13 protein-coding genes are annotated in these 24,613 nt (G+C 66.9%); 7 read left to right on the top strand and 6 right to left on the bottom strand.

Annotated elements, in window-relative coordinates; all coding sequences use genetic code 11:
- Positions 1-392: 392 nt before the first annotated feature.
- Complete coding sequence (locus FBZ33_RS19300; RefSeq protein WP_141910140.1) at positions 393-2,627, top strand: hypothetical protein; 2,235 nt, start codon at positions 393-395, stop codon at positions 2,625-2,627.
- On the top strand, positions 2,624-11,017 hold the full coding sequence (locus FBZ33_RS19295) for a hypothetical protein (protein WP_141910139.1): 8,394 nt from the start codon (positions 2,624-2,626) through the stop codon (positions 11,015-11,017). Before FBZ33_RS19300 ends, FBZ33_RS19295 begins: the two co-directional genes overlap by 4 nt.
- Positions 11,018-11,066: 49 nt before the next feature.
- Here the strand turns inward: FBZ33_RS19295 and FBZ33_RS19290 are convergent, their stop codons facing one another.
- The 6 genes from FBZ33_RS19290 to FBZ33_RS19265 form a co-directional block, all read right to left on the bottom strand.
- A complete protein-coding gene (locus FBZ33_RS19290; RefSeq protein WP_141910138.1) occupies positions 11,067-12,095 on the bottom strand; it encodes a CE1758 family FMN-dependent luciferase-like monooxygenase in 1,029 nt (342 codons plus the stop codon).
- Positions 12,096-12,143: 48 nt separating this feature from the next.
- The gene (locus tag FBZ33_RS32815; protein ID WP_185755339.1) at positions 12,144-13,265 is read right to left on the bottom strand and encodes a zf-HC2 domain-containing protein; all 1,122 of its coding nucleotides are present in this window, start codon (positions 13,263-13,265) and stop codon (positions 12,144-12,146) included.
- A gap of 181 nt (positions 13,266-13,446) precedes the next feature.
- On the bottom strand, positions 13,447-15,252 hold the full coding sequence (locus tag FBZ33_RS19280; protein WP_141910137.1) for a S8 family serine peptidase: 1,806 nt from the start codon (positions 15,250-15,252) through the stop codon (positions 13,447-13,449).
- A 155-nt stretch (positions 15,253-15,407) separates the two neighbouring features.
- A complete protein-coding gene (locus FBZ33_RS19275; protein WP_141910136.1) occupies positions 15,408-16,157 on the bottom strand; it encodes a zf-HC2 domain-containing protein in 750 nt (249 codons plus the stop codon).
- A 37-nt stretch (positions 16,158-16,194) separates the two neighbouring features.
- A complete protein-coding gene (locus tag FBZ33_RS19270; RefSeq protein ID WP_141910135.1) occupies positions 16,195-17,850 on the bottom strand; it encodes an RICIN domain-containing protein in 1,656 nt (551 codons plus the stop codon).
- Between the two features lie 69 nt (positions 17,851-17,919).
- A complete protein-coding gene (locus FBZ33_RS19265) occupies positions 17,920-18,513 on the bottom strand; it encodes a sigma-70 family RNA polymerase sigma factor (RefSeq protein ID WP_141910134.1) in 594 nt (197 codons plus the stop codon).
- A gap of 467 nt (positions 18,514-18,980) precedes the next feature.
- On the opposite strand from FBZ33_RS19265, the gene FBZ33_RS19260 reads away from it, so the two are divergent.
- From FBZ33_RS19260 to FBZ33_RS19240, 5 genes are all read left to right on the top strand, one after another.
- Complete coding sequence (locus FBZ33_RS19260; RefSeq protein ID WP_185755338.1) at positions 18,981-19,787, top strand: sensor histidine kinase KdpD; 807 nt, start codon at positions 18,981-18,983, stop codon at positions 19,785-19,787.
- Positions 19,784-20,533, top strand: coding sequence for a response regulator transcription factor (locus tag FBZ33_RS19255; RefSeq protein WP_370453022.1), 750 nt, complete (start codon positions 19,784-19,786; stop codon positions 20,531-20,533). The genes FBZ33_RS19260 and FBZ33_RS19255 overlap by 4 nt, the downstream gene beginning before the upstream one ends.
- Before the next feature lie 114 nt (positions 20,534-20,647).
- Positions 20,648-21,715 carry an ABC transporter substrate-binding protein gene (locus FBZ33_RS19250; RefSeq protein WP_141910132.1) on the top strand — a complete coding sequence of 356 codons (1,068 nt, stop codon included), beginning with the start codon at positions 20,648-20,650 and terminating at the stop codon, positions 21,713-21,715.
- A complete protein-coding gene (locus FBZ33_RS19245) occupies positions 21,712-23,466 on the top strand; it encodes an iron ABC transporter permease (protein WP_141910131.1) in 1,755 nt (584 codons plus the stop codon). Before FBZ33_RS19250 ends, FBZ33_RS19245 begins: the two co-directional genes overlap by 4 nt.
- Positions 23,463-24,605: an ABC transporter ATP-binding protein gene (locus FBZ33_RS19240; RefSeq protein WP_099855170.1), complete on the top strand. Its 1,143-nt coding sequence runs from the start codon at positions 23,463-23,465 to the stop codon at positions 24,603-24,605. Before FBZ33_RS19245 ends, FBZ33_RS19240 begins: the two co-directional genes overlap by 4 nt.
- Positions 24,606-24,613: the final 8 nt, after the last annotated feature.

Here is a 24,613-nt window from a genome sequence, read left to right as displayed (position 1 = left end):
CTACCCGGTCGCGCGACCAGTGATCTGCGCAGGTTGTCATGCCCTACGGAGACGTCCGCCGACCCGTTGGCGGTTCGTGAATGTCGAGCTCGCGTTCGGCCAGCGCCTCGCGCAGCCTCCAGCGCCGGTTCGGAGGGGCCGCAGCGGGCGGGGAGAAACCAGGCTCCGGCCGGCCTCGAGGATTACTTGAGCCCGCTTTCCTCATGGCCGGCGGGCCCGCCCCGCTCAGTCGTCGTCGAGCGATTCCCTCATGCGCTGGACGGCTGACCCCTCTCGGCGTCATCGGCGCTGCTCAACGACCGCGTCCCGGTGTCGTATGAAGAGAGGACTTGTTGACGCCCCCGTGGCAGGAAGACCGTTGACCATCGGCGGCAGAGCGGAGGAGGCGCGACGTGGGAGTGCTGGCGGACTGCCTTGAAGTGATCAGCACGGACGGGCCCGGCATGTTCCGGTACAAGGATGCTGCCTCGCTGTCGACGGTGGTCGACGATCGGGTGTACGACCTGGCCAGGAAGATGGTGACGCCGGATACCACCGCGTTGCTCATTCCCGCCTCGGTCTCGAACCCCAAAAGCCTTCGCGCCTATCTGCATGATCTGGTAGCCGCCGATGCCCGGGTGGTGGTGGTCCCGTTCAGCTCGAAATCCTCCGGGCTCCTGGATCTGGACAGCGCACTTCGGCTGCAGGACAAGCTGGGCGTGGTGTTGGCCCTGCCGGGAAGTGTCGCCCCGGGGGGCGTGCCACCGGGCCTGGAGGACCGACTCAGGTCGGTCGAATCGGAAGCAGAGCTGGAGAGGATTGGTGAGCAGGCCAGCGCCTACCGCCTGCTGCCCGAAACGCTGGCGGCGAACCTCCGACAGCTCGCCGAGTTGGACATGGCGGGCCAACCGGCGTCCGTGGCCAAACTCGTCAGCCATTCCGCGGCCGGGCGCCCGACAGTCAGCCGTGACGGCTTCGTAGCCGGCGATCTCTCGCCCTTGGCCGCCGTGTACTACGCGACCTTCGGCGACCTGCCCAAACTGTCCCTCGCGGAGCTGCGCGCCCTCGCCAGGCCGCTGTCTCGACAACGCCTCCATGAGGCCCTCGGCCAGAATCCGATGCCCATGCCTCTGGCGAACGTGCTGGGCGAGTTCGAGTCGGGTCGGGCGGCCGCCGCGCTGGTGCACGCACCTGCGGGGTCTCCTACGCCCGGTTCGTTCTGGATGGTGAAGGACGACGCCGGGCAGTCGTGGTGGGCGACCGGAACCGAGCCGGTCGCTCCGGTTGACTTGGACGGCTCCGTCGATCGGAGAACAGCCGTCATGGAGGACCCGTACAGCGAATTCGTGGTCGTCACCTCGCAGGGTGTGCCGTACCTGCCGTACCTGCCGGCCGAGCCCCCGTGGACGCTGTCGGTGTCAGCCAATGCCCGCAGGGACGGCAACACGATTCTGCTCGGCCCGGCCCCGTCATCCACTGCGACCGACGAAATTACTAAGGTCATCAAAAACCATGGCGGCCTGGTCGTCCTGGTCAACGTACGCCGTGGCGCTCCGAGCAGGCATGGAACCACGCTGAAAGCGTCGATCGCCGAGAGCCTGCATCACATTTTGGCGATGAACCCCGCGATCAGCGTGGTGGTCGCCACGGAGCGCAACGATGAACTGGAATTCATCGTTGCCGACCAGCACGGCCGGTCCTTGGTGCAACCGACGATGGTCGGCTTCGAAAAGTTCTGGGACGTGCAGGGGGCCCGGTCGGCCTACCGGGAGCGATACCGCAGCCTCACCGACGGTGCGTTGACGCGAGCCGAGGCACTTGCCCATCCGCCGAAGCCTGGTCCATCGGACCTGGTAGCGAGGTTCATCAACCAGCCGACGTGGAAACACGTCGAGTCATACCTCAAGCAGCATGGAGATGATTTGCTCACCCGGGCGGTTGTGCGGGAGTTGACTGATCTGGAATCAGCGAGCATAGCGAACGGTGAGCGGATCTCCCGGTATGGCAACAAGCAGATCAAGGACAGTCCCTTCTTTCGAGAAGATCGGATCCTGGCGGCTCTCCGGGTTTTGATCGAGCAGGATCTGCGGGCGCAGAAGGGCCCGGAAAAGGCCGGCGAGCGTCCGCTGGAGCCGCTGAACGGCTGGCCCACGGAGAAGGTTAAACCGCACACCCAGACGGCCGACTCCACTTTCTTTCTCGGCTACCTCACCTCGCGCCCGCTGAACGAGGCCCGCATCGGACACAAGGTCGGTGACTATCAGGTGGGCCTCCTGTGGTTGAGGGAATTGCTGCAGGCGGTGCGAGATGCCGACAAGACGAAGGTCACCCTCGCTGACGTTTTGGCGGTGGTGAGAGCCAAGGGCGAACTGGAGGAGGAACGAGCTGCCCGCCTTCCGGGCGAGCCCGAGATCTTCCGCGCCCACGCTGCCATCGTGGAGGCGATCGCCGACATCGTTGGCGGCAGGGGGGCCTCCGGCAGGTGGCTCGAGCGGCTCAACGCCACCGATTGCCTTACCGGCATCGATCGTGTTTTCTGGCATTTCATACTCCGCGATATCGTCCTGCCGACATATGGAGCGCACAAAGCGGAGATAGGCCGGATGCAGGACCGCATCAACGCCTGCAACGACGTGGTTGGTGCGTGATGCCAGGCGCTTCCGCACCCTCGATCTGCCTCGACGGTTTCGTGCCGATCCCTTCCGGTTTTTCTCTCCAACTCGGCGTCACCACTGAGGAGGTGCCCGCTCACGTTCGAGATGCGCCATCGATCGACGGCTTGGTGCAGGTGCACCTACCCGGGGACGCGCTGGGCTCGATCAGGGTGCGGAGCGTACTGGAGCGCGAGGAGCTGACGACTGCCGCTCGCCTGTCGGTAAGCCTTCCCCCGGAGCGTAATAGAACCATCAGCCGCGATGAGGCGTTGTCCTTCACCAACCAGCTTGGCGTGTACCTCGATCTGCCGGATCGGGTCGACCTGGTGAACCCGGCCGACGACCGGTTCCTGCCCATCACCAGCGAGCGAGCCGTCACAAGCTTCGCTTCCGCGTCCGGCGTCCGGGTGCTCCCTGAGAAGCATCTGCTGGAGGACATCACCACCGCCCCGGACATGCGGAAGCTCAACAACTACCGGGCGATGCGCGGCCAACTGCGGTTGGCGGCAGGCAGCGTCGAGATCGGCGTGCCGCGTGCGGCGGTCGACTCGCTGCCGAGCCGGGCTGCGGAACCGCCGACGGAGTTCGCCGAGCCGGTGATCGTGAACAGCTACGCCGAGTTGATGTCGCATCTCGACGGTTTGGCGCAGGGGCAGCAGGCGAAAGTCACCGCAACTACCTCCGACGGCACCCAACAAGTGGTCGCGAGGATGCACAGTTGGGGCTTGGCGGTATCGGGAGCGCTGCCGCGGCATCCGGACTCCATCTCCGTGTCACTGCCGGTTATGGATACCCTGGCCCCGATCTACGCGGGCGTCGGCGGCGACAATGCTCCACTCACTCGCCCTGGCGGTGCCGCCACCGCCGCCCAGGGCGCGAGCAGTGTGAACGCCTCGTGGGCCGAGGGAGCGAACCGGCCGCCCCGAATGCCCGCACCAGCAGCAACCACGGCGGAAATCACTGCGCCGCAGGACATCACGGCCGCGCCAGACACTACGGCGGAACCAGCGGCCGGTGTCGAGCCGGGCTCGTCGCGGGCCAGCGAGAACGCCAATCTCGCCGACTTGGGCTACGTCAACGAGATTCTCCCCGTCCTGGAGAGACAAGTCGAGCAGGCAGAAGAAGGGCTATCGGCGGAACACCCCGACGTCCAGCGGGCCGACGTGGAGATGGAGCAGATCAGGGCCCGTGTCGATCAGGATATCGCCGATGGTGTCCTGTCAGACGTGGCCGCCAGCAGGGCTTTGCTCGCGTTGAGTCGCGCAGAAATCCAGAGCAAGCAAAAAGCGATGCAGACCAAGGTGAACGACCTGCTCGATCAGGCGGCGGCGGCAGGTCAGGACCGGCGGTCGGGACTCCTGCTCGAGGCCGTACTCTACCGGGATTTCTTTTTTGAAACCAGCGAATTGGGTCTCGGTGCCGAAAGAGATGACGAGAGGTTCCTGTTGGTGGTGAGGGGGGCACTGGACCCGGCGGCCTCCAATGTGACCCCAACCCATATGCAGAAGTTGCATATGTACGCCGACGAGCTGTACAACGACGCACAGCAGGGGGCAAAGAGGGAAGCAGTTTCGATAGCGGCATTGATGCGGCAGGAACATTTCGCCCGGCTAGGAGACGAAGAGCGGCGCGCTCGTGAGACCGAACCGGTTTTCCAGGGAACCGCGGACCTGATCGACAATACCTATTTGCCCCACACAGGCTTGAAGGGTGACCATCGCACGATCGAGCTGAACCGAATGGTCCGGAAGTTGCCGAGCCCAGGGGTCGCTCTGCAGACTGCGGACGTGCAGACTCTGGACCGGGTCCTGGAATCGGCCTACGAACTCTACGCCGAGAACAATTTCGGCGCCTTGCCGCGGGGGGAACTGACGCCTGAGCTTCTGCAGGAGCTGCTTCGCCACACGCTCGACAAGCAGGCAACTTTGACCTGGGCGGATGTGCGGCGCGCTGCTAGCGTGATCAAGGGTGAGCAAACGTGGCGGGCCAAGAACCCGAGCCTTTGGAAGGTCGCCCAAAAGGCAAAGGCCGTCAAGCCGAATTCCTCCAAGTTGCAGGAACTCAACAACAAAATTGTCCTACGCCACTCAGAGGCCATTCGACGTCGTCCCGATCAGCCTGACTCGCCGGAAAGCCGTCAGGCAGAGCTGGACGAGCTGTGGCAGTGGTTGCAGACCCCGCCGGCGTCACAAGCGGTCACTCGACCAGCGGTCACTCGCGACGACGTCGCCACGCTGGTCTCGATTCGACGTCTGGTCTACGCTCACCCGCTCGACCGCCACTACAGGGGCTTGTCTGATTACCAGCGTATTGCTTCCGATTTGCTGAACACACAAAACGAGGTGGGCGCTGACGAATTGGCGCACATGGCGCGCGAGCTGAGGGGGGTGCCGACGCGCCTTCCTCTGGTCGACCTCGTCGTCAGCAGATTTGACAGACGCGCCGTGCGGAAGTGGATCACGGACCGGGCGATCTCGAAGTGGGAAAGCGGGAAGCACGGCGGGCGGCCCAATCCGCAGGGCCACAGAGAAGACCCCAGCGAGTTGGTCGACGGTTTCGTCTCCCTCGGTGAGATGGCCTTTGTGGGCGATCTGGCCGCCTGGGCCAACCGGTCCATACCGTTCGCCGATGGAGAGATCACCGAGGATTTCGTCAGGGGCACACTGGAGTCTCTGTTTACCCAGGCGCTTGACGACGGGGCGGCAAAGGACGTCACCGTCGACGGGAGGGAGTATGGCATACGGCTGTGGGCCGTGCCGGCCAGACCGCCTGAGGTGGACCCGCGAAGCTTGCCCGGTGCAGATAACCCTAACCTCGCCGTATCCAAGGGCGAATTGCGAATATACGATAACTACGAAGTTATCGACTCGTCTACGACAGGCGCTGCGGTCGGCGGGGATTTAGCGGTCTTCGGTCGTGGCGCGCTGGGGGTTCCTGGACTGCCAAGCTCCACCCGGCTCGATGCGGCGTTGAGTGGCGGCGGACAGTTCGGTGTGGCGGGGCGGGGCCTCACCTCCCGCGACACCGCCAGATTCCAACAGATCCGGATCAAGGAAAAAATGGGCTGGGTGCAGCTTCCGGTGAACTGGGTGCTGCGGGTGCAGGATCGGGAAACGGGTCGGTGGCGGGACCTGAAATTCGAAGACACCAACGGCGACCTGCGTGAGGACGTCGTGAGATATACGACGGCGGAGTTCGCGTTGCCCGTCCCGGTCGGCCAGGCGAAGGAACCCGAAGCTGACTATATGACGTCGGTAGACGTCAGGAATATGTGGCAGTTTCCGGTGTGGGACGCGGAGCATGCGGTGTCACGCCTGCAACTTTCCGACACGGTGATCACCCAGGTGCAAGATTGGCTTCCCCAAAAGGACTGGGCGTTTTTCAGGTCGTACGTGGAGCCGGAGCTGTCCAACGACAAGCTAACTATGAAATTGGGTGACATCCTACGGCCTGGGGCGGGCGAGGACCCAACGAAAATCTTCCGCCTGAACAAGCAAGCGGCGGGCAAGCAGTTCAATTTGAGCATCACCGCTGGCGTTGATGAACCCCCGATCACCTCAGTAATGAAGATCAGCCCGCTGAGCACAAGTACAAGCGAGGAGACCCGGTTCGACGATGTGCGGGCCTTCGTGGGCAAGGATCTGCTTAGCGTGGAGAATACGTCGCAGTGGCGTATAGCCATGAACGGCGCTGCCCGCCTGATAGCGCGTTACCTACGAATTGGTGGCCGCGCACAATACGGTAGAGAATATGGCGCCCAGTTCATCCGCCATCATCGGGCTCTGCTGACGCGAGCCCAGCGGGTAGTAGGTTCTTTGCAGCTCGTGTTGGCCAAGTTCAAGGTCAAGCTGAGCTTGGCTGTGAACGGCGACGAGGTCACCAATAAATCCGAGGATATATCGGGCTTCGCGCATTTCTTGGTCCATAAGGACACTCTGAAAAACTTGCATGCTGTTGAATCCCCAGAGCGATCCCTCCCGCCCACCCCAGGTCCAACCCCGTCCGGCGGGATTCATCCGCCAATCGACGCCGTCGAGTTGGCCGCCGCGCTGAATCGAGGGGGAGCAAAGCGGGGAACGCCAGGTGACGATCATGCTGTTGAATCCCTCCCGCCCACCCCAGGTCCAACCCCGTCCGGCGGGATTCATCCGCCAATCGACGCCGTCGAGTTGGCCGCCGCGCTGAAGCGAGAGGGAGCAACGTGGTGGACGCCAGGTGACGATTGGGGCCTGACGATGGACTACATCAGGACGCTCGGCGGGAGGGAGGAGCTCTACAACGAGATCGTTCCGCTCATGGTCAACGAGGGGTACCTGCCGGCGGAGGCGAAAGGAACAGGTCGGGTTTCCGCGTGGCAAGTGTTGCAAGGGCTGGACCCGACCGGCAAAGATGTCAACAAAGAGGGCGTGAAGTACGTTAACTGGGCGAGGCTCCTCGAGGGACTGAAAGAGGCCACGCTGTTGTCGTCGGCCGACGACTTGCTGAACATCGACCCGTCCCAACCGGGCGTTGTCTGGAGTTTTCCGTACCCGTCGGTGTTGAAGGGTGCGCTCGTCATCGGCTTGGGGGCCAGGGTTGTCCCCGACTCAGTCGTGTCCCTCCGAGAAACCCCGATGATGGTGCAGTACGGCCATACAAGCATCGACACGCTGACCTCCAAGCGCGCCCGTGGCAAGGCGGTTGAGGCGGGCGCGTACGGCGGAGTCGGCGGGAACAACCTCGGCAGCTTCTGGCAATTGCAGTACGGTCGACAATGGTCATGGACGCGCAAGCGCAAGTTTGGCGAGACGCAGTCGACCGCGTTGACGTCCGATACGGACGGTCAGGAACAGCCCAGTCACAGGTTCAAGGCAAAGATTGAGTGGACATGGTTCGCCAAGCGCGGTAAAGATATCCTTTCTGCCAACCGGAAGCCCATTGAGTCGGAAATGGAGCTCCTGCAACCAACGCAGTTGAACGACCGCCCTCAATCCGACCAGCCGCAGTTGAGCGCCAGGGCTGACGACGGCCTGCAGTTGGCTGACGGGGGAAGTGACGGTACGCCCTCGATCTTGACCGAGAAGAAGATGGCGCTCTACACCGTGCTCGGCGTCAAAGGAGTCGGGGAGCTGCAAAAGGACCTCCTGAAGAACGTGCCCGGCCTGTCCGAGGTCGACGTCTGGAGAGGGCTCAAACGTTCCACCTACAAAACCCAACTGGTAAGGACGCTCGCCGGAGGGGGAACGATTCCCGTTGGTGGGCACCAAGTGAGCCTGTCCGTCCGTCCGGTCGGTCCCCCGAGGATCGAAAAGGGCTGGACCCCCTACACCCAGAGCATTGTCGAGAGTCAGGTGGGCCGTGAGGAGGGCGGGGATAAACTGGATCAGAAGGGCAAACCTATTGGCGTGTTTGGGGGAATGGAGCAGGGCGGCGGCAGTCAGCTACAAATGGGAGGACTAAGCTACACCGGATCGACTGGGACCGGAGCGGGTTCCCTGGCGACGAACACGGTGGGCAGCTACCGAGGCGTCTTCCAGGACGGCGAGATGATACTCGTGCGTACCGCAGTCGAAAACCACATTCGGGTGGGTGATGTCAAGTTCACAACCCGCGGTGAGCTGATCGTCCAGGTGGATCTGGAAGATGTTAAGAACAACCGCGACGGCTTCGACGGGCTTGACATCCTGGACGAGTACCTCAACAGCGGGGACCGTAAACAAAAGGCCAAGCCGTCGGTGGAGCCCGACATGCAGCCGCCGATGAGTATCCAGCACGGCCACTTTTTCTCCGTGACGTTGCAGATGCTGCACAACGGTTACGGAAAGCTCGCGGATGCGATGGTAGAGGCCGCCAGATTATTCAATGCCCCCGATCTGGCCAACGGGGCTCAGGCGCTACCGGCAGGGCTGAGTCCGTACATGTCGAGAATGAGTGACGGCGGCGCGGTCTTCCCCTTGGAGGCCAACCGCCGGACGTTCATGATAAAGATAGAAGCCGAGCTGCGCCCTTCGGCGTCCCGGAGTAGACCGGGTCCAAGCGGTTTCAAGATCTACGAACGCGAAAACGTCTACCAGGACGCCAGTAGGCGCTTCGTGGATTCGAAGGCGGCGGGGAATGCCCTTTACAACAACACGACGCGACCGGAGAATCTGAACGACGGTTTCCTGCAGGTCGCACCGGTTGTTGGAGCGGCATTGGTTAAGGAACACAGCGACACGCGTGGCGCGAACCTGCTCTCCATGAAGGGGGCGCGAATCAATGGCCTGACGAACTTCACTAGCGAGGTCGATTTCAAGGTCTCGATCTGGGAAACCACCTCAGCGAGTGCGCCGCTAGGCAAGGCCAAAAAGATGCTCAGCGGTTCCACCCGGAAGCCTAAAAAATTCGATATCGGTGAAGAGTTTATCCTGAGCGTGCCCACGGAGGGCACCATTTCCCGGGGTGCGCCCGCTCAGAGTTTCACTTTCGGCCTCAGTCATAAGCTGCCGGCGGCGGCTCATGTCGAGGGCACTTTCGGAATGAAGGCGCTCTACGAGGCGGTCGAATCTGCCGGCGGGGGCAAGCTTGTGGATAGGCTGGTTACCAACGACGATCTCCACTTCGATACGCTACGGACCGGCCTGAAGGAGATGTTCACCGGTCAGGGGGCCAGGTTCAACGCGGTGTCGATCCCCGGTCAGGTATTCCAAATCAGCGGGGGTAAGCTGCGGGTGAAGGCTCGCTTTACTAAGCTTGTCCAAGTCTACTATATGCCGAAGACCGAGATAGAAAGCTACGCTCACGGCACCGATCTGGTCGGCACCGCCGACGTGTCGACCATCAAGGGGCAGGCAGGCGTCGCCATCGGCGTCACCGGGCCGGTCGCAATTGGTGCAAACGTCGGAGGTCAAGCTTCTATCGGCGGGCAGGGCTACCTGACCACGAGCGTCGAAACAAATTCATGGATCGAACACCGATCCTGGCTGCGCCAGGACACTTCGCTCTTCGCTTTCTACGCGCTGGTGGAGTACGATGTCACGCTCCCGAGCCGCTCCCAGGAACCCCTAAAGGTGCCCGGGGCCGTCAGTATTCTGGTCAAACAGAAAGATGCCCTCGCCTGGGGAATTCCGATCGAGTCACTCATGCAGGTCGTACCGCCCAAGCACAGAGCCAAGGAATTCCGTTCGTCCAATGCGGCGGCCGAATCGGCGTCGGCAGAGCCAACTACGTCGCCCCCCCAGACCTACTCGGGCACAAAGGGCGACAGCGACCTCAGCCCGGCGCCGGAGTGGTTGCGGATGTCCCTCGCCCGCACCGAGCGGCCGGACGAGAACACACCGAACTTGCTCAGTGACAGTTCGGTGCTCGGGGCCCGGGCGGTGCCACCGCCGAAAGACCTCGTGACCACCGCGAACAAGGAACAGGGCGACTACTTCATCTGGCTCAGCAAGGCCCCTGGCAAGCCGGTGGACCCAGCCGTGTTCTCGTGGCTGAACGAGCGACTGGAACAACTGGCCCAAGCCGGAAAGACGCCCATCGTGGTGACCCGCGGCCAGCCCTTCCTCGACGATGCGCCGGGCAGCTTGAAGAGCGTGCCAGGGGCCCAGACGTCCAACCTGATGGGGCTGCTCAGCAAGTACGGCGCGGCTGTCGTTCACCAGGTGCCACAGAGTTCCTCGGGCGGACTCGGCGGGATGAACCTGGACAACAGCTGGACGGTCCGCGGGTCGGTCCCTGCGGCAGCGGCCCGCCCGGATGCGGACGCCACCTGGCTGAAGATCACAGCGGGCGTGGTGGCGGCCGCCCGCAAGCTGGCCCGATCGCCGCTCACCCCGGTATCCGAGGCGTTCGGCGAGCTGGTGTGGGGCGCGCAGGGCGTACGCGATCAGGTCGAACTGCTGCGGCGGGACCCGAGCCTGCGGAGCGAGGGACAGCTGAACCAGGCCGCCGAGATGTCTCGGCGGGTCCCGACCAGCATGAAGCTCGCACTGGTCAGACCCCTGCTGAGCTTCGGCGCCAAGGAGCAGGTGGTGGTCGAGTTCACGGAGGCCGGGCCGGAGCAGCGACCGAAAGCGCTGTTGGAGGCGGTCGCCCGGCTGGAACTGGACGAGGCGGGCAAGCTGAATCCGCAGGGCTCCGGCTCCGCCACCCACGACCTTGTCGATCTGGTCCAGGCGGTCCGACTGGGCGCGGATGAGGCGGAGCAGGGCGTCTTTGACTTCACCGTTTCAGTGCTCGAGGCCATCCGCCAAGTGAAGGAAGGCAGGTTCGAGGACGCAACCCAGTTCATCGACAAGTACAAGGGAAAGCTCGTCCCGGCGCAGAAGAAGGCCTGGCTCGACGCGCTCGAGAGCCTCTCGCACGCTATGGACGGGACCGAACGCGTCCGCTTCCTGCCAGTGCTTGAAGCGGTCGTCAAGTGCTGATCGGGGCGCCCTGCGGCGGCGCGGCCGCGGGACGCCCTGCGAGCGTCGATCAGGCGGACGGAGGGCCGGCGGCAAGCTCGCGCCGCAGGACGGGCAGCACCTCGGTGCCGAGAATGTCCAGTTGCTCCAGCACCGTGCTCACCGGCAGTCCGGCGTGGTCGATCAGGAAGAGCTGACGGGAATAGTCACCGACGTACTCGCGGTAACCGAGGACCGCGTCGATGACCTGCTGCGGGCTGCCCACGGTCATCGGGGTGGTGTTCATGTGCTCCTCCAGCGAGGGCCCGCGGCCGTAGAGGGGCGCGTTGTCGAAGTACGGCCGGAACTCCCGGACCGCATCCTGTGACCTCGGCCGGACGAAGACATGTCCGCCGAGCCCGACGACCGCCTGCTCGGCGGTGCCGTGGCCGTGCGCGGCGTACCGCTCGCGAAACGTCCGGACCAGCTGGGCGGTGTGCTGCCAGGGCCACATGATGTGGTTGGCGAAGAAGCCGTCGCCGTGGGTGGCGGCCAGTTCCGCGGTCTCCTCGCTGGATACCGACGCGTGCCAGACGAACGGCGGATGGCCCGCGAGCGGCCGCGGCACCGCCGTGAAACCCCGCAACGGCGTACGGAAATCGCCGGACCAGTCGACGGTGTCCTCGTCCCACAGCCGGCGCAACAGCCGGTAGTTCTCGGCCGCCAGTCGGCGACTGTCGTCGGCGTCGCGGCCGAACCACGAATACACCGGGCCGAAGATGCCCCGGCCGAGCATGAGGTCCAGCCGGCCACCGCACAGATGCTGCACCGTCGCGTAATCCTCGGCGATCCGGACCGGATCGTTCGTGGTGATGAGAGCCGTTGCCGTGGAGAGCAGTATCCGGCTCGTCCGTGCGGCCAGGTAGCCGAGCAGCACGGCCGGGGCGGACACGGCGTACTTCGGATTGTGGTGCTCTCCGACGGCGAAGACGTCGAACCCGGCCGCCTCGGCGTGCTCGGCGATCCGCGCCGTGCTGAGTAGCCGCTCGTGATCCGTTGGCGCCTGACCCGTCAACGGGTCGGGAGTGCGGTCGCCGAGACTGTAGACACCGATCTGCATACCCCCCAGACGAACGGGGCAAGCGACCGGTTCAGATCGTGGCCCGGCTCACCGGCCGGGGGTGGCAGGCGCACCGGCGTCGCGGGGCAGATATGCCGTGACGACGACCCGGGTGCCGCGGGTGACGGCGAAGTGGGAGAGATCAGCGATGCCGACCGGTAGTTCACCGTCAAGCTCCTGCACGCCGGCGCGGCCGGTCCAGTTGACCAGCGGCCGCTGCCGGCCGTCGAAGGTGTAGCCGTAGAGCCGGTAGCCGGTGCCCTCGGCCAGGCCGCTCAAGGTGGCCCGCACCGTGACCCGGTCGCCTTCTTCGGTGAGGAGGACCGACAGGGTCGCGCCAGAGTCCCGGTCCGTCGCGGAGGCGACTGCGGTACGGACGATGTTCGTCTGCACTCCCGGGGCCGGCGGGGCGAGCAGCGCCCTCGCGGAGATTCCGGCCACCGTGAGGGCGGCCATGAGCAGAGCGCCCAGGCCCGCGACGGTAACGGCACGCCGGGGCAGGAAGCGCTTCCGTGGGGAGACACGCTGACCGTCGCCCGGATGCGCGATGGCCGGCGCGCGATCGAAGCCGGGTTGGGCGGGGTGCGCGACGGGCCGTCGGGCGGCCCGCGTCGGCGAGGGTACGGCCGTCGGCGAGGCCTGCTCCTGAATGGGCGCGGGCTTTTCAACCAGCGCGGCCGGCGGGGGTGCGTCCGGGGGTGTGACCCGTGGCGGTGCGACGGGTGGGGGTGTGACCGGTGCCGGTGCCACCCGCTGCTGCGGTAGCTCCCTGCGCCCGAGGTCCGGCCCAGCGGCGGCAGACGCCTCCCCCGTGGGCGTCTCGGCACCCGTACCGCCGCGTCGCAGCCGGAACCGGCGCCCGTCGGTCTGCTGGACCTCGCTGCGCGGCGGGCCTGCCGGCTCCTGCGGCGCGAACCGCGCCGGAAAGGCCGGCGGCACCGCCGTCCCCAGGGCCCCGTAGCGGTTGAGCAGGTGATCCCTGTCGTCGCTGAGCAGGGCCAGCGCGGCGAGCGTCTCGCACACCTCGGTCGCCGCAGCCCGGCACTGCTGGCACGACTGGAGATGGCGGCCGACCTGCTCCGCACTACGCCGGTCGAGCGCGTCGAGGTGGTAGAGAGCCAGCAGGTCCGCCACATGGGCTTCCGTACCGGAGACTTCTTCCACCCGCATCAGACCCTCGGTTCACCGACTTTCCACCAGTAATGCTTGAAACGTGCCCTGCCGACGCGCGGTTCACGTCGGCGGCGACAAACCCCACCAGCACCACTCGTTGCGCTGGGTCAGCTTGGCGGACGGGGCGCCGGGGGTCGCGCGGCAGCATCACCGCGCCGACGGCCCGGAGCGGGTGTCATCACGGCGCGTCTGGACGCTGCTTGGGCGACCTGGCTCCGATCGACGCCTTCGGCAGTGCCACGGTCTCAGCCCGGGTTCCCGGCCCGTCGCTGGCCACGGACGCCGTGCTGCCGGCTTGCTCGTCGTCCGGGTTCAGCTTCCCGCCGTCCGAGGGCGGTGGGTCGCCGAACGTTCGCCGGGAGACCGACGGCGCCCGTGGCGCGGAGGCCGGAGGAAGAGCGCCGCCGCGAACCGGCGGCGCGGCGGTCACCGGCCCGGGGCCGTCGTCGTCACCGTCGTTCTCGGTGTCGTCGCGCAGCAGCCGGCGGATCCGGAACACGAGCAGCACCGCTGCCGCGAGCGCGACCAGCGCCACGATGGCCAGCAACGCCGACCGTCCGCCGGAGCTGCCGGAGGTGAGCCGTCCGCCCGATTCCCGCCCCGGTGAGGCCACCTCGGCCTCCTCGGGCAGCACCTTCGTGACCGCGGCGGCGGCATTGATCATGCCCCAGCCGTATCGGCCGTCGGGCTGTGCGCCGTCGCCCATCTTGTCCGACGTCACCTGGAGACGATGGGCGACCTGCTCCGGGCTCAGGTCCGGGTACGCGGCCCGGACCAGCGCGACGGCGCCAGCGACAAAGGCCACCGCGTACTGGGTGCCGCTACCCGCGACGGCGCCGACCCCGGTGATCCCGACACTGCTCACGTTGACACCCGGGGCGACCACATCGATGCCGCCACCGCGGTAGTCGGCGGCTCGCTGGCCGTCGACTGCCACACCACCCACCCGCAGCACACCGGGGCCGATCTCCGCGCCCGGGTTGACCGGTACCGAAGCACGTGCAGCGCCGATCACCACGACGACGTCCCGGGCCACCGCCTCCATGATCGCCTTGGCCACCTCGGGCTTGCTCGTGTCGACGAAGTTGCCCAGCGCGATGACTGTCGCGCCCGCCTCGACGGTGGCCTCGATGGCCGCGGCAGAGTCGGCCGGCTGGGCCTTGGCGTCGTTGCCCACGATCCGGACCGGCATCACCGTGGCGTCGGGGGCGACGCCCTTGACGTCACTGCCGTTGGTGGACTGCCCAACCACCAGACCGGCCATTGCGGTGCCCGAGCCGAGGCAGTCCGTGTCGCCGCGGCCGCTGCCGCTGGTGATGTCCATGCCGACGGCCACGTGACCACTGAGGGTCGGCAGGCTGCCGTCCACACCGGAGTCGACGATCGCCACGAGCTGCCCCTTGCCGCGGCTCTGCGGCCAGGCCTGGTCGGCGGCCAGGCGTAAGCTCGCCCAGTCGGAGCGACTGCTCGACGCCGCCGTGGTCGCACACTGCCCCGCCTTCGCGCGGGGCTGCGTCGGTGCCTTGCTCGGGACCGCGGCCGCGCCGGAGACCCGCTCCGGCGGGATGGTGGGCCGCGCCTTGGCGGTGGGCGTGGCCTTGGCCTTGCCGGGCAGCGGTTTGACCGGCGCGGCCGGCGCCTTGTCGGGCAGCACTCCGTACTTGACGCCCTCGCCGACGGCGTCCCAGGGCAGCACCAGCAGCCACCCGGCTCGCAACTGGCCCGGTTCCTTGAGGGTGGCGCCGTCAGGTTGCCGGCGGCCGGTGTTGAGGTTGCGGATCTCGACGGACCGCGCCCCGTCGCCGAGGAACCGGGCGGCGATGCTGGTGAGGTTCTCCGGTTCTCCCTGGTACGACGACGTGACGGCGTAGAACTTGACGTATTCGTCGGCGGCCGAAGCCGGGCTCACGGCTCCGACGATCAGAGCCACCATGACGAACACCGCGAGGCAGGCACCACGTGCCGACCGGGTGATCCAGAACATTCTCTACTTCCCTTTGTCGTCGCCCAGGGCGGATCTGCACACACGACGGCCGAGACGGCATCGTGGTTCACGGCTGGACGCAATCTGCGGCGGCATCGCGATCCCTTCGTGCCACGCCGCCATCCGGCGCTCAGCAGGTGCGAAGGCGGTGTGCCTCAGCGCGGTGTCGTGGACGTGGCTCGGGGAAGGTGCACCGTGACCGACGGCGCGCCGTTCGCCACGCTGATCGTCACGAAGACCAGGTCGCCCAGCGCCACCGGCAGGTCACCGGAGACCTCTTGCACCGTGTCGGTGCTGGTCCACGATGCGATTTCGCGCGTCTGGCCGTCGAGCGTCACCGCGTACAGCTGGTAGCCGGTGCCGGCGCGCAGGCCGGTGACCGTGACCCGCACGTGCACTCCGCTGTCGGTCTCCGACGCGAACACCGAGGCCGCCGCGCCGGTGCGTGGCTCACTCCCGCTCGCCGCGACCGTCACCACCTCCGGCCCGGCCTCGTCACTCACCTGATCCAGAACGAAGAGGGCGCCGAAGCCGACGAACAGCACCACCGCAAGCGCAAGACCGGCCCGCACCAGCGCCAGCCGCTGCCGCCGGGGGCGCGGCTGCCGCCCGGGCCCGGCGGACACCGGACGCCCGCCGGCCGGACGAACCGAGCCCGAGCCGCCACGGCGGGCAGCGGGCGCCGCCGGTCGGGTGACCGGCGACGCCTCCTCGACAGCCACATCGTCGCTGAGCAGCGCGAGGGCGGCGACGACTTCGCACACCTCGCGGGCCGTCACCCGACACTGCGCGCAGTCGCGCAGGTGCCGGTCGACGGCGTCGCTGTCGGCGCGATCGAGGACACCCATGTAGTGCGGACCCAGCAGGTCCGTCACATGGTCGCCCAGGGCGGGTAGGTCCGGCACGCCGCTCAGCTTCCCGGCTCGCCGTGCCCGGCCGGCATCACTGCTTTACAAATCGCCACTTCTGGTCTCTCTGGGTGTCCTGACGGTCAAACTGTTGGATCCAGTATCCGTTCCAGGTGGTGCCGTTGTCCCTCGTCGGCCCGATGTCCACGCCCAGCAGCTCCATCACAAAGCCGGAGCGGCGGTTGGTCATGACCACGTTCCCGGCGCCGACGTCCTCCAGCAGCCACTGCTGATTCTCGTCGTTGTCGTCACGCGCGTACACCGCCATCTTCGATCCCTTCTGCAGGGAACGGTCCTGCACGGACAGGGCCATGTTGTTCCACGCGCTCGTGATGATGACGTGCCGCCTGTCCGGCGCCGGGTAGAGCTTCCAGCGCTGGTCCTTGTACCCCTCGTCCTTCCACAGTTGGACCCGGCTACCAGGCTGCGTGTTCTCGTTGATGCCAGGGAGCTCCACGATCGACTGGGCCCACGGGCTGTCCAGGCGGTACGTGGCACCCGCCTCATACGCGAACAGCTTCCGGCCCTGGGGCTTCTCACTGGGCTTCGCGGACGGGCTGGTGCTCGGCGAGGCCTGGACGCTCCGGCTCGCCGACGGCGTGGGGCTCGGCTTCACGGTGGGGCTCGGCTTCGTCACGGGGACGGAGAGCCGGCTGTCCTTCTCATACTCGGTGACGTGCGCCGGAACCTGATCAGCCAGCTGGGTGACGTTGACGCGGGGGAGACCGGCCGCCCGCCTCACCGGGTCGATTCCCCACTGGTACGCGCTCAGCGCCAGTCGATACGGGTCCTCGCCGTTGAGCTCGGACAGTTGCTGCGCCATGTCGCACATCGCGATACCGAGTGCGGGGATCGCGTCCGCGGGCCGCCACACCGACGTTCCCTCGCCCGGCTGGTACTGCTCCCACATCGTGGGCGTGAACTGGGCGACACCCTGACGGTCCGACGTGCGCTTGTTCACGTCGAAGTCGGACAGTGTCCGCAACTGTGCCGCGATCCGGGCCGGCGTGATCTGCGGGCAGATCTTTCCGGCGACCTGGATCGGTTGGACGAGAGCGTCGGGCACCTTGAGTTCACCGTCCGCCGCGGCGACGACCGGCTGGGTGGTCGCCTTCTCGGAGAACTGCGGCTGCTCGGCGTACCAGGCCGCGTACGCCTTCACCTTGTCGACGTAGGGCTTGGCGTCTTTCGGTACGCCGCGGGCGTCGAGCACCGCCTTGACTCCGGTCTGCTCCGCGGCGATGGCGGCCGGCCAGAGGTCTCCATCGATGTCGGCGGAGCGCAGATGACCCACGTTCTCACAGGTGCGGTGACCCAGCGCGATGATGTTTGCTCGCCGGTCGGCGCGACTGGCATCGGACGAGGGCCGCCACTTCTCCCACGCCGCCTGGTCGAGACCGGCGATCATGTCGGGGCTGCTCTTGAAGCCGGACGCCGCCATGATCTGCGCGGCGAGCTTCGGCGGATTGAGGGCGGGGCAGGACAGGGCTGCCTCCACGATGGCGGGCACGTCACCGTCCGGAACCGGCTCCCCGACCAGCTTGTCCGGGTCCGCAGTGGCGGCCAGTTCGAAACCGACGGCCCCGGACGCCAGGATGACGCCGACCAGGGCGACGATCTCGACGCGCTTACGCGTCGACGAGATGAGCCGTCGCCACGGGCGGCGCTGGCCACTTGCGGTTGCTTTCATCGACTCACTCTTACGCTCAGTGGGTGTGGGCACGTGTCGTGCACATGACGGCCGGGCAGCTACCCCGGTTCACAGCTGATCGGATTTTCTTGGGCGTGCCTCGCCCGCATCGCCGTTGCCGGTCGGCCGTCTCTCGCCTGCGGTTCCGAAATCGAAGCCCCGGCTGACGAGGGCCTCCCGCATGGCCCGCAGTGCATAGAAGGTGCGTGACTTGACGGTGCCGGCCGGGACGTCGAGCGCGTCGGCGGCCTCGGACACCGACCGTTCCCGGAAGAAGATCTCGACCAGCGTGATGCGTAGCCGCTCGGGCAGGGAGTCGAGCGCGGCCCGGACCTCACGCGCGTCGAGGAGGCGCTCGATGGCGTCGTCCGGCTGCGCATGGTCGTCGATATAGTCGACCGGCAGCTCCGCCGGACGGACGTCGGCGGAGCGCATCTGGTCGATCAGGATGCGTTTGGCCACGGTGAACAGCCAGGCTCGGTTCCAGTTTCCCTCGGCGTTACGCGCCTCTGGATTCCGCCAGGCCCGCAGCACCGTCTCCTGCACGATGTCTTCGGCTCGGTGAACGTCACCCCTGGTCAGGCGGGTCAGGAAGCTCAGCAGCACGGGCGCGTGGACCTGCTGCAGATGCCGCAGGGCTGCTACATCTTCGGGGCTGTCCATGCCCTGACCCGGACCGTCCGCTGGGGACTGGGCGCCAGCTGCCGTGCCGCTGGCGCCGCTGACTTCTGGGGAGGGTCGCACGCGGCAAAGACTTGCACCGGGATTGCGGATTGTCTACTCAGTGACACTGACGGTGACAGTCTGGCCGGTTGCTGTCTGGGCTGTTCATCGATCGCGGTGAGGTGTCCGGTGGCGCGGCGTCGGCCCGCCGATCATTCACGGAGCGTGACGACCATGTCGGGGCGTTCGGTTGATCGGCAGACGGCCGAGACGGCATTTGACCAGCGTGAACTGTGCCGGGGCACGCGCCCGGCAAGCCGTTGCCTGGGGCAAGCTAACCTACGTCCACTGTTCACTCGGCGGTAACGTCGACTGTTCACTCGGCTGTAAACACGGTCCCGACATCTGCCGCGTCCCTTCCGGGCCGCGACCGGTTTGGCGGGCCACCGATGGGAGGAGGGCCGAGCATGGACACCGCTTGGGTGGTGGCGGTGGCCTCCGTGGTCGGCGGTGTCGTCGGCGCTTCGATCATGGCGCTGAGCATGCGTCGCACGGCCGCCGCAAGGAGCAACGAGCTGGCACACCTCGAACAGTTGGTGGAGCGGCGGGCGGAGCAGGTGACCGCGTTGAGCCATGAGCTGCGGACCCCGCTGAGCATGATCAAGGGGGCGGTCGATCTGTTGCGGGAGGGCACCCCGGGGCCGCTCACCGCTGCGCAGGCCCGCTTTCTGCAGGTCCTGGATCAGCAGTGTACGCAGGTCATCGGGCTGTGCGAGAGCCTGCTGATCCAAGCCAAGATCGAGGCTGGGTTGTTCACCCCACACCTGGAGAGGGTGGACGTGTCGGTGGTGGTGCGCGAGGTGGTGACCGCGATGCGACCGTTGTGTGCGCAGCGGCAGCAACGCATCAGCCTCGACATGCCCCAGGTGATGCCGCGCATCCGGGCCGACCCGATGCTGCTGACCCAGGCGCTGACCAACCTGCTGTCGAACGCGAGCCGGTTCACCACGACCGGCGGGAATCTCGACGTGCGGGTCATGCTGATCGACACTGGCGTGGCGGTGTACGTATCCGACGACGGTGCGGGCATGAGTCAGGCGGAGCGGCAACGCCTGTTCCACCGCTTCGCCACGGGTCGGCCGCTGGCCGACGGCACCGGCCTCGGCTTGGTGATCACGAAGACGATCGTGGAGCTGCACGGAGGCGAAATCATGGTGCACACTGCGTCGACGCGGGGGACCACCATCCTCCTGACCCTGCCGGACCGGCCGTGACGCGCGCCGGCGAGCAGCCCGGGGGTGGGCCTACCGCGCTGGTGGTCGACGACGAGCCGCAAATGACGATCATCGTGGAGTTCGCTCTGCAGACCCAGGGCTTCACCGTCCTCACCGCCCACGACGGGGCTACCGCCCTGCACCTGCTGCGGACGCATTCGGTGGACCTCGTGGTGCTGGACGTCATGATGCCCACGATGGACGGGCTGGCCCTGTGCCAGCGCATTCGCGCGCGCTCGGAGGCACCCATCATGTTCCTCACCGCACTGGCCCAGCGTGACGACATCATCGCTGGGCTGGAGCACGGTGCCGACGACTACGTCACCAAGCCGTTCCACCCGCGGGAGGTGGCGCTGCGGGCGCAGGCGCTGGTGCGTCGCCGCCGGGGGTCGGGCACCACGGTCCAGGTCGGTGAGCTGGTCATCGAGCCGGCAACGCAGACCGCGACGTTGGCGCAGCACCGGCTCGACCTGCCGTTCACGGAGTTCAAGCTGCTGCACCACCTGGCGGTGCGCCGCGGCGTGCCGCAGTCGTGGCAGGACCTGTTGCGGGAGGTCTGGGGCACCACGGACCTGATCGGCGGACGAGACGTGGTGAAGTCCGCGGTGTACCGGCTGCGCTCCCGGCTCGCCGGGACGCCGAACGGATCGGCGTACGTGCGCACGCTGCGGGGGGTCGGCTACCTGATGCCCGAGATGGCCGCCGGGACCGCCGAGGACGGGGACGCCTCTCCGGCGGCCAGGTGACGGCGGCGTCACCATTACTTACGCCGCCGTCACCGGGGCGCCGTTCACACGCCTTTAACGTGGCCGTCACACCACTCGCATTGATTCGGGCGGCTTAGTAGGGGAGACCACGTCATGGCGACGAACAAGATACGGGGCAACCGCACACTGCTGGCGACAGCGATGGCGGCTTCGCTGCTGCTCGGCGCGGCCGGCTGCGCCCGCGAGGGTGGCGCCGAGGCCAGCAAGGACAGCGGTGTGGTGCACGTGGTGTGCGGCGCCACCGAGGACTGGTGCGCGGCGACCACGAAGAAGTTCACCGAGTCCACGGGGGTGAAGGCCGACTTCGTGCGGCTCTCCAGCGGCGAGGCGCTGGCGCGCATCAAGGCCGGCAAGGGCAACGCGGAGTTCGACGTCTGGTACGGCGGGCCCGCCGACGGGTACGCCTCCGCCGGCGGCGAGGGTCTCCTGGAGCCGTACGTCTCCCCGAAGGCGAGTGTCATCCCGGACAAGTACAAGGACCCGCAAGGCACCTGGACCGGCGTCTACGTCGGCGCCCTGGGCTTCTGCAGCAACAGCAAGCTGCTGACGGAGCGGGGAATCGGGCTCCCCGACTCGTGGGCGGCCCTGCTCAACCAGAAGCTCGCCAAGGACATCGGCATCGCGCACCCGTCGACCTCGGGCACCGCGTACACGACGCTCTGGACCCAGGTGCAGTTGGCCGGCGGCGACGAGGGCAAGGCGCTGGACTACATGCGCAAGCTGCACCCGAACGTCCTGCAGTACACCAAGTCCGGCTCGGCGCCCGCTCAGATGACCGCCCGTGGTGAGGTCGCGGTGGGGGTCATCTTCGCGCACGACTGCGTGGCCACCATGGAGGCCGGCTTCCCCGACCTGAGGCTGAGTTTCCCGGCCGAAGGCACCGGTTACGAGACCGGCGGTGTCGCCCTGGTGAAGAACGCCAAGAACCCGACCAGCGCCCGCAAGTTCGTCGACTGGGCCCTCACCACCGAGGCGCAGGAGGTCGGCCCGAGCGTCAAGGCGTACCAGTTCCCGACGAACCCGGACGCGAAGGTGTCGGAGAAGGTCGTCCCGCTCTCCGGCATCAAGATGGTGGAGTACGACGCGGTGGCGGCAGGTAAGGCGAAGTCGGCGCTCAACAAGCGGTTCGACACCGAGGTCGCGCAGGCGCCGAAGTCATGACCACGTTGTTGTCCGATCCCGGGGTGATCACCCCGACCCCACCCGAGGTGGTCGCGCCGCGGCGGCGCCGCCGCCTCGGCGCGGGGCTGCGGGTCCTGGTCGGAGTCTGTGCGGCGGTTGTGGTGATCGGTGCGGCGATCCCGCTCGTGGCGGTGCTGGCCACTGCCTTCGCTCCGGACGCGCTGCCCCGCTACGTCGAGTTCTTCAGCTCCTCCGTCGATCTCGGCATCCTGCGGAACACGTTGGTGCTCGGGGCGCTGGTCGGGTTGTGCGGCACCGCCCTGGGGTTCCTGTTCGCGTTCGTCCAGGCCCGGCTGGACGTGCCGGGCAAGAAGATCCTGCACCTCATCGCCCTCATGCCGATCGTCAGCCCGCCGTTCGCGGTCGCCACCGCCACGGTGGTGCTCTACGGCCGGCGCGGCGTGATCAGCAACGGCTTGTTCGGGCTGGAGTACGACATCTACGGCCTCGACGGCCTGGTGTTCGTGCTGTCGCTGTCGCTGTTCCCGGTGGCGTACCTGGGCCTGCTTGGCATGATGCGGGGCCTGGATCCGGCGTTGGAGGAGGCGGCGATGAACATGGGTGCCAGCCGCTGGCAGATCATGCGCCGCGTGATCCTGCCGCTGCTGGCCCCCGGGCTCGTCGCCCCGTTCCTGCTGCTCTTTGTGGAGGCGATCGCCGACCTGGCCAACCCGCTGGTGCTCGGTGGCGACTACACGGTGCTGGCCAGCCGCGCCTACCTGGCGGTCACCGGTGAGTACGACACCACCAGCGCCGCCGTCTACTGCGTGATCCTGCTGGTGCCGTCCCTGGCGATGTACTTCGGCCAGCGGTGGTGGCTCAACCGCAAGGTGCGCACCACCATCACCGGCCGACCGTCGGGCTCCGTGCACCTGATCACCGGCTGGAGCCGGTGGCCGGTGTACGCCCTGGCGCTGTTCGCCGCCGCGATCATCGTGAGCATCTACAGCACTGTCATCCTCGGCTCGGTGACAAAGGTGTTCGGCGTGGACAACACCTTCACCCTCGATTACCTCAAGGAGGTACTGCTCGGGGTGGGAGTGGAGGCCGTCCTCGACACGTTGACGTTCGCGGTCATCGCCACTCCGATCGCCGCTGTCCTCGGCCTGCTCATCGCCTGGTTGGTGGTTCGCCACCTGCGACGTACCGCCTGGCTGCTCGACCTGGGCGGCACGCTGGGTGTCGCCGTGCCGGGCACCGTGCTGGGCATCGGCTTCGTCCTCGCCTACCGGCCCGAGCGGTACATCGGCGACTACCTGGTGTTCCCCAGCCTGGTGGGTGGTAGCGCGGTCTTCGCCGGCGCGATGGCCATCGTCGTGGCGTACGTGATCCGAAGCGTGCCGGCGGGGCAACGGACGGCGGTCGGCGCGCTGACCCAGTTGCATCCGCAGATCGAGCAGGCGTCGACCGACCTCGGGGCCAACTCGCTGCAGACGTTCCGTTGGGTGACCCTGCCGTTGATCAAGCCGGCCCTGCTCACCGGGTTGAGCTACAGCTTCGCCCGCAGCATGACCTCCGTGTCGACCATCGTCCTGCTGGTCACGCCGGAGACGAAGATCATCACATCGCAGGTGCTCAGCGCCGCGAGCACCGGCCGGTACGGGGTGGCATTTGCCTACTGCACGGTGCTGACCGTGCTCGTCCTGGTCGCCTTCGCGATCATCCGACTGCTCGTCGGCGGGGGCGCCGCACTGCACCGCACCGCCAAGTCTGAAAGGCCGAAACGATGACCGTCGCCGCGCCCACCGAGGCCGCTGCGCTCGCACCCGCCGGACGTGGTGAGGCCAGCACCGGACGCCTGCAACTCGAGGCCCTGACCAAGCGTTTCCGGAGCCGTCCCGAGGACGTCACCGCAGTCGACAGCGTTTCGCTCGACGTCCTGCCGGGGGAGTTCATCACCCTGCTGGGCCCGTCGGGCTGCGGCAAGACCACCACGCTGCGCATGGTGGCGGGTTTCGAGGACGCCACGAGCGGCAGCATCCTGCTCGACGGCAAGGCCATCGACGACATGCCACCGCAGCGCCGACCGATGGCGATGGTGTTCCAGAGCTACGCCCTGTTCCCGCACATGACCGTCGCGCAGAACATCGCGTACGGGCTGAAGCTGCAGCGGCGCACCAAGGCCGACATCGCCGAGGGCATGCGGATGGCGGTGACCAGCATGAACCTCGTCGGCCTGGAGGACCGTAGCCCGCACGAGCTCTCCGGCGGCCAGCAGCAGCGGGTCGCGTTGGCCCGGGCACTGGTGGTGCAGCCGAAGGTGCTCCTGTTCGACGAGCCGCTGTCAAACCTGGACGCGAAGCTGCGCGACGCCATGCGGACCGAGATCCGTCGCATCCAGAAGATGTTCGGGATCACCAGCATCTACGTCACCCACGACCAGGACGAAGCGATGAGCATGTCCGACCGGGTCGTGGTGATGAACAAGGGCAAGGTCGAGCAGGTGGCGACGCCCGGCGAGATCTACGCCCGCCCGGCCAGTGTCTTCGTGGCGGACTTCATCGGTCGGGCCAACTTCATCGAGACGGTGCCGGAGAGCATCGCCGACGGTAAGGCGACGGTGACGGTGCTCGGCCGGCGGCTGACTGTGCCCGCCCACTCGACGGTGGTGGCCGGATCGGGGGACGCGTACCTCATGGTCCGTCCCGAGACGGTGACGTTGTCGCCGGTCACCGATGGTGGGACCGGCCTGGGCGTGGTGCTGCGGTCGACGTTCCACGGGCCGAGCATCGACTACGAGGTGGAGACGACCGGCGGCACCGTCACGGTGACCGAGTCGGGCAAGGACCCACGGGATGCGGTGGCCGAGGGAACCAATGTGGACGTGGCCATCGACGCGGACCGGGCTTACCTGCTGAACCGGGAATGAGCCTGTGG

Origin of the sequence: Micromonospora sp. A202 (genome assembly GCF_006715105.1) — a bacterium.
Lineage (GTDB): Bacteria > Actinomycetota > Actinomycetes > Mycobacteriales > Micromonosporaceae > Micromonospora > Micromonospora zamorensis.
Note: the sequence above shows the minus strand (reverse complement) of the source record. Positions and strands in the feature narration are given on the sequence as shown.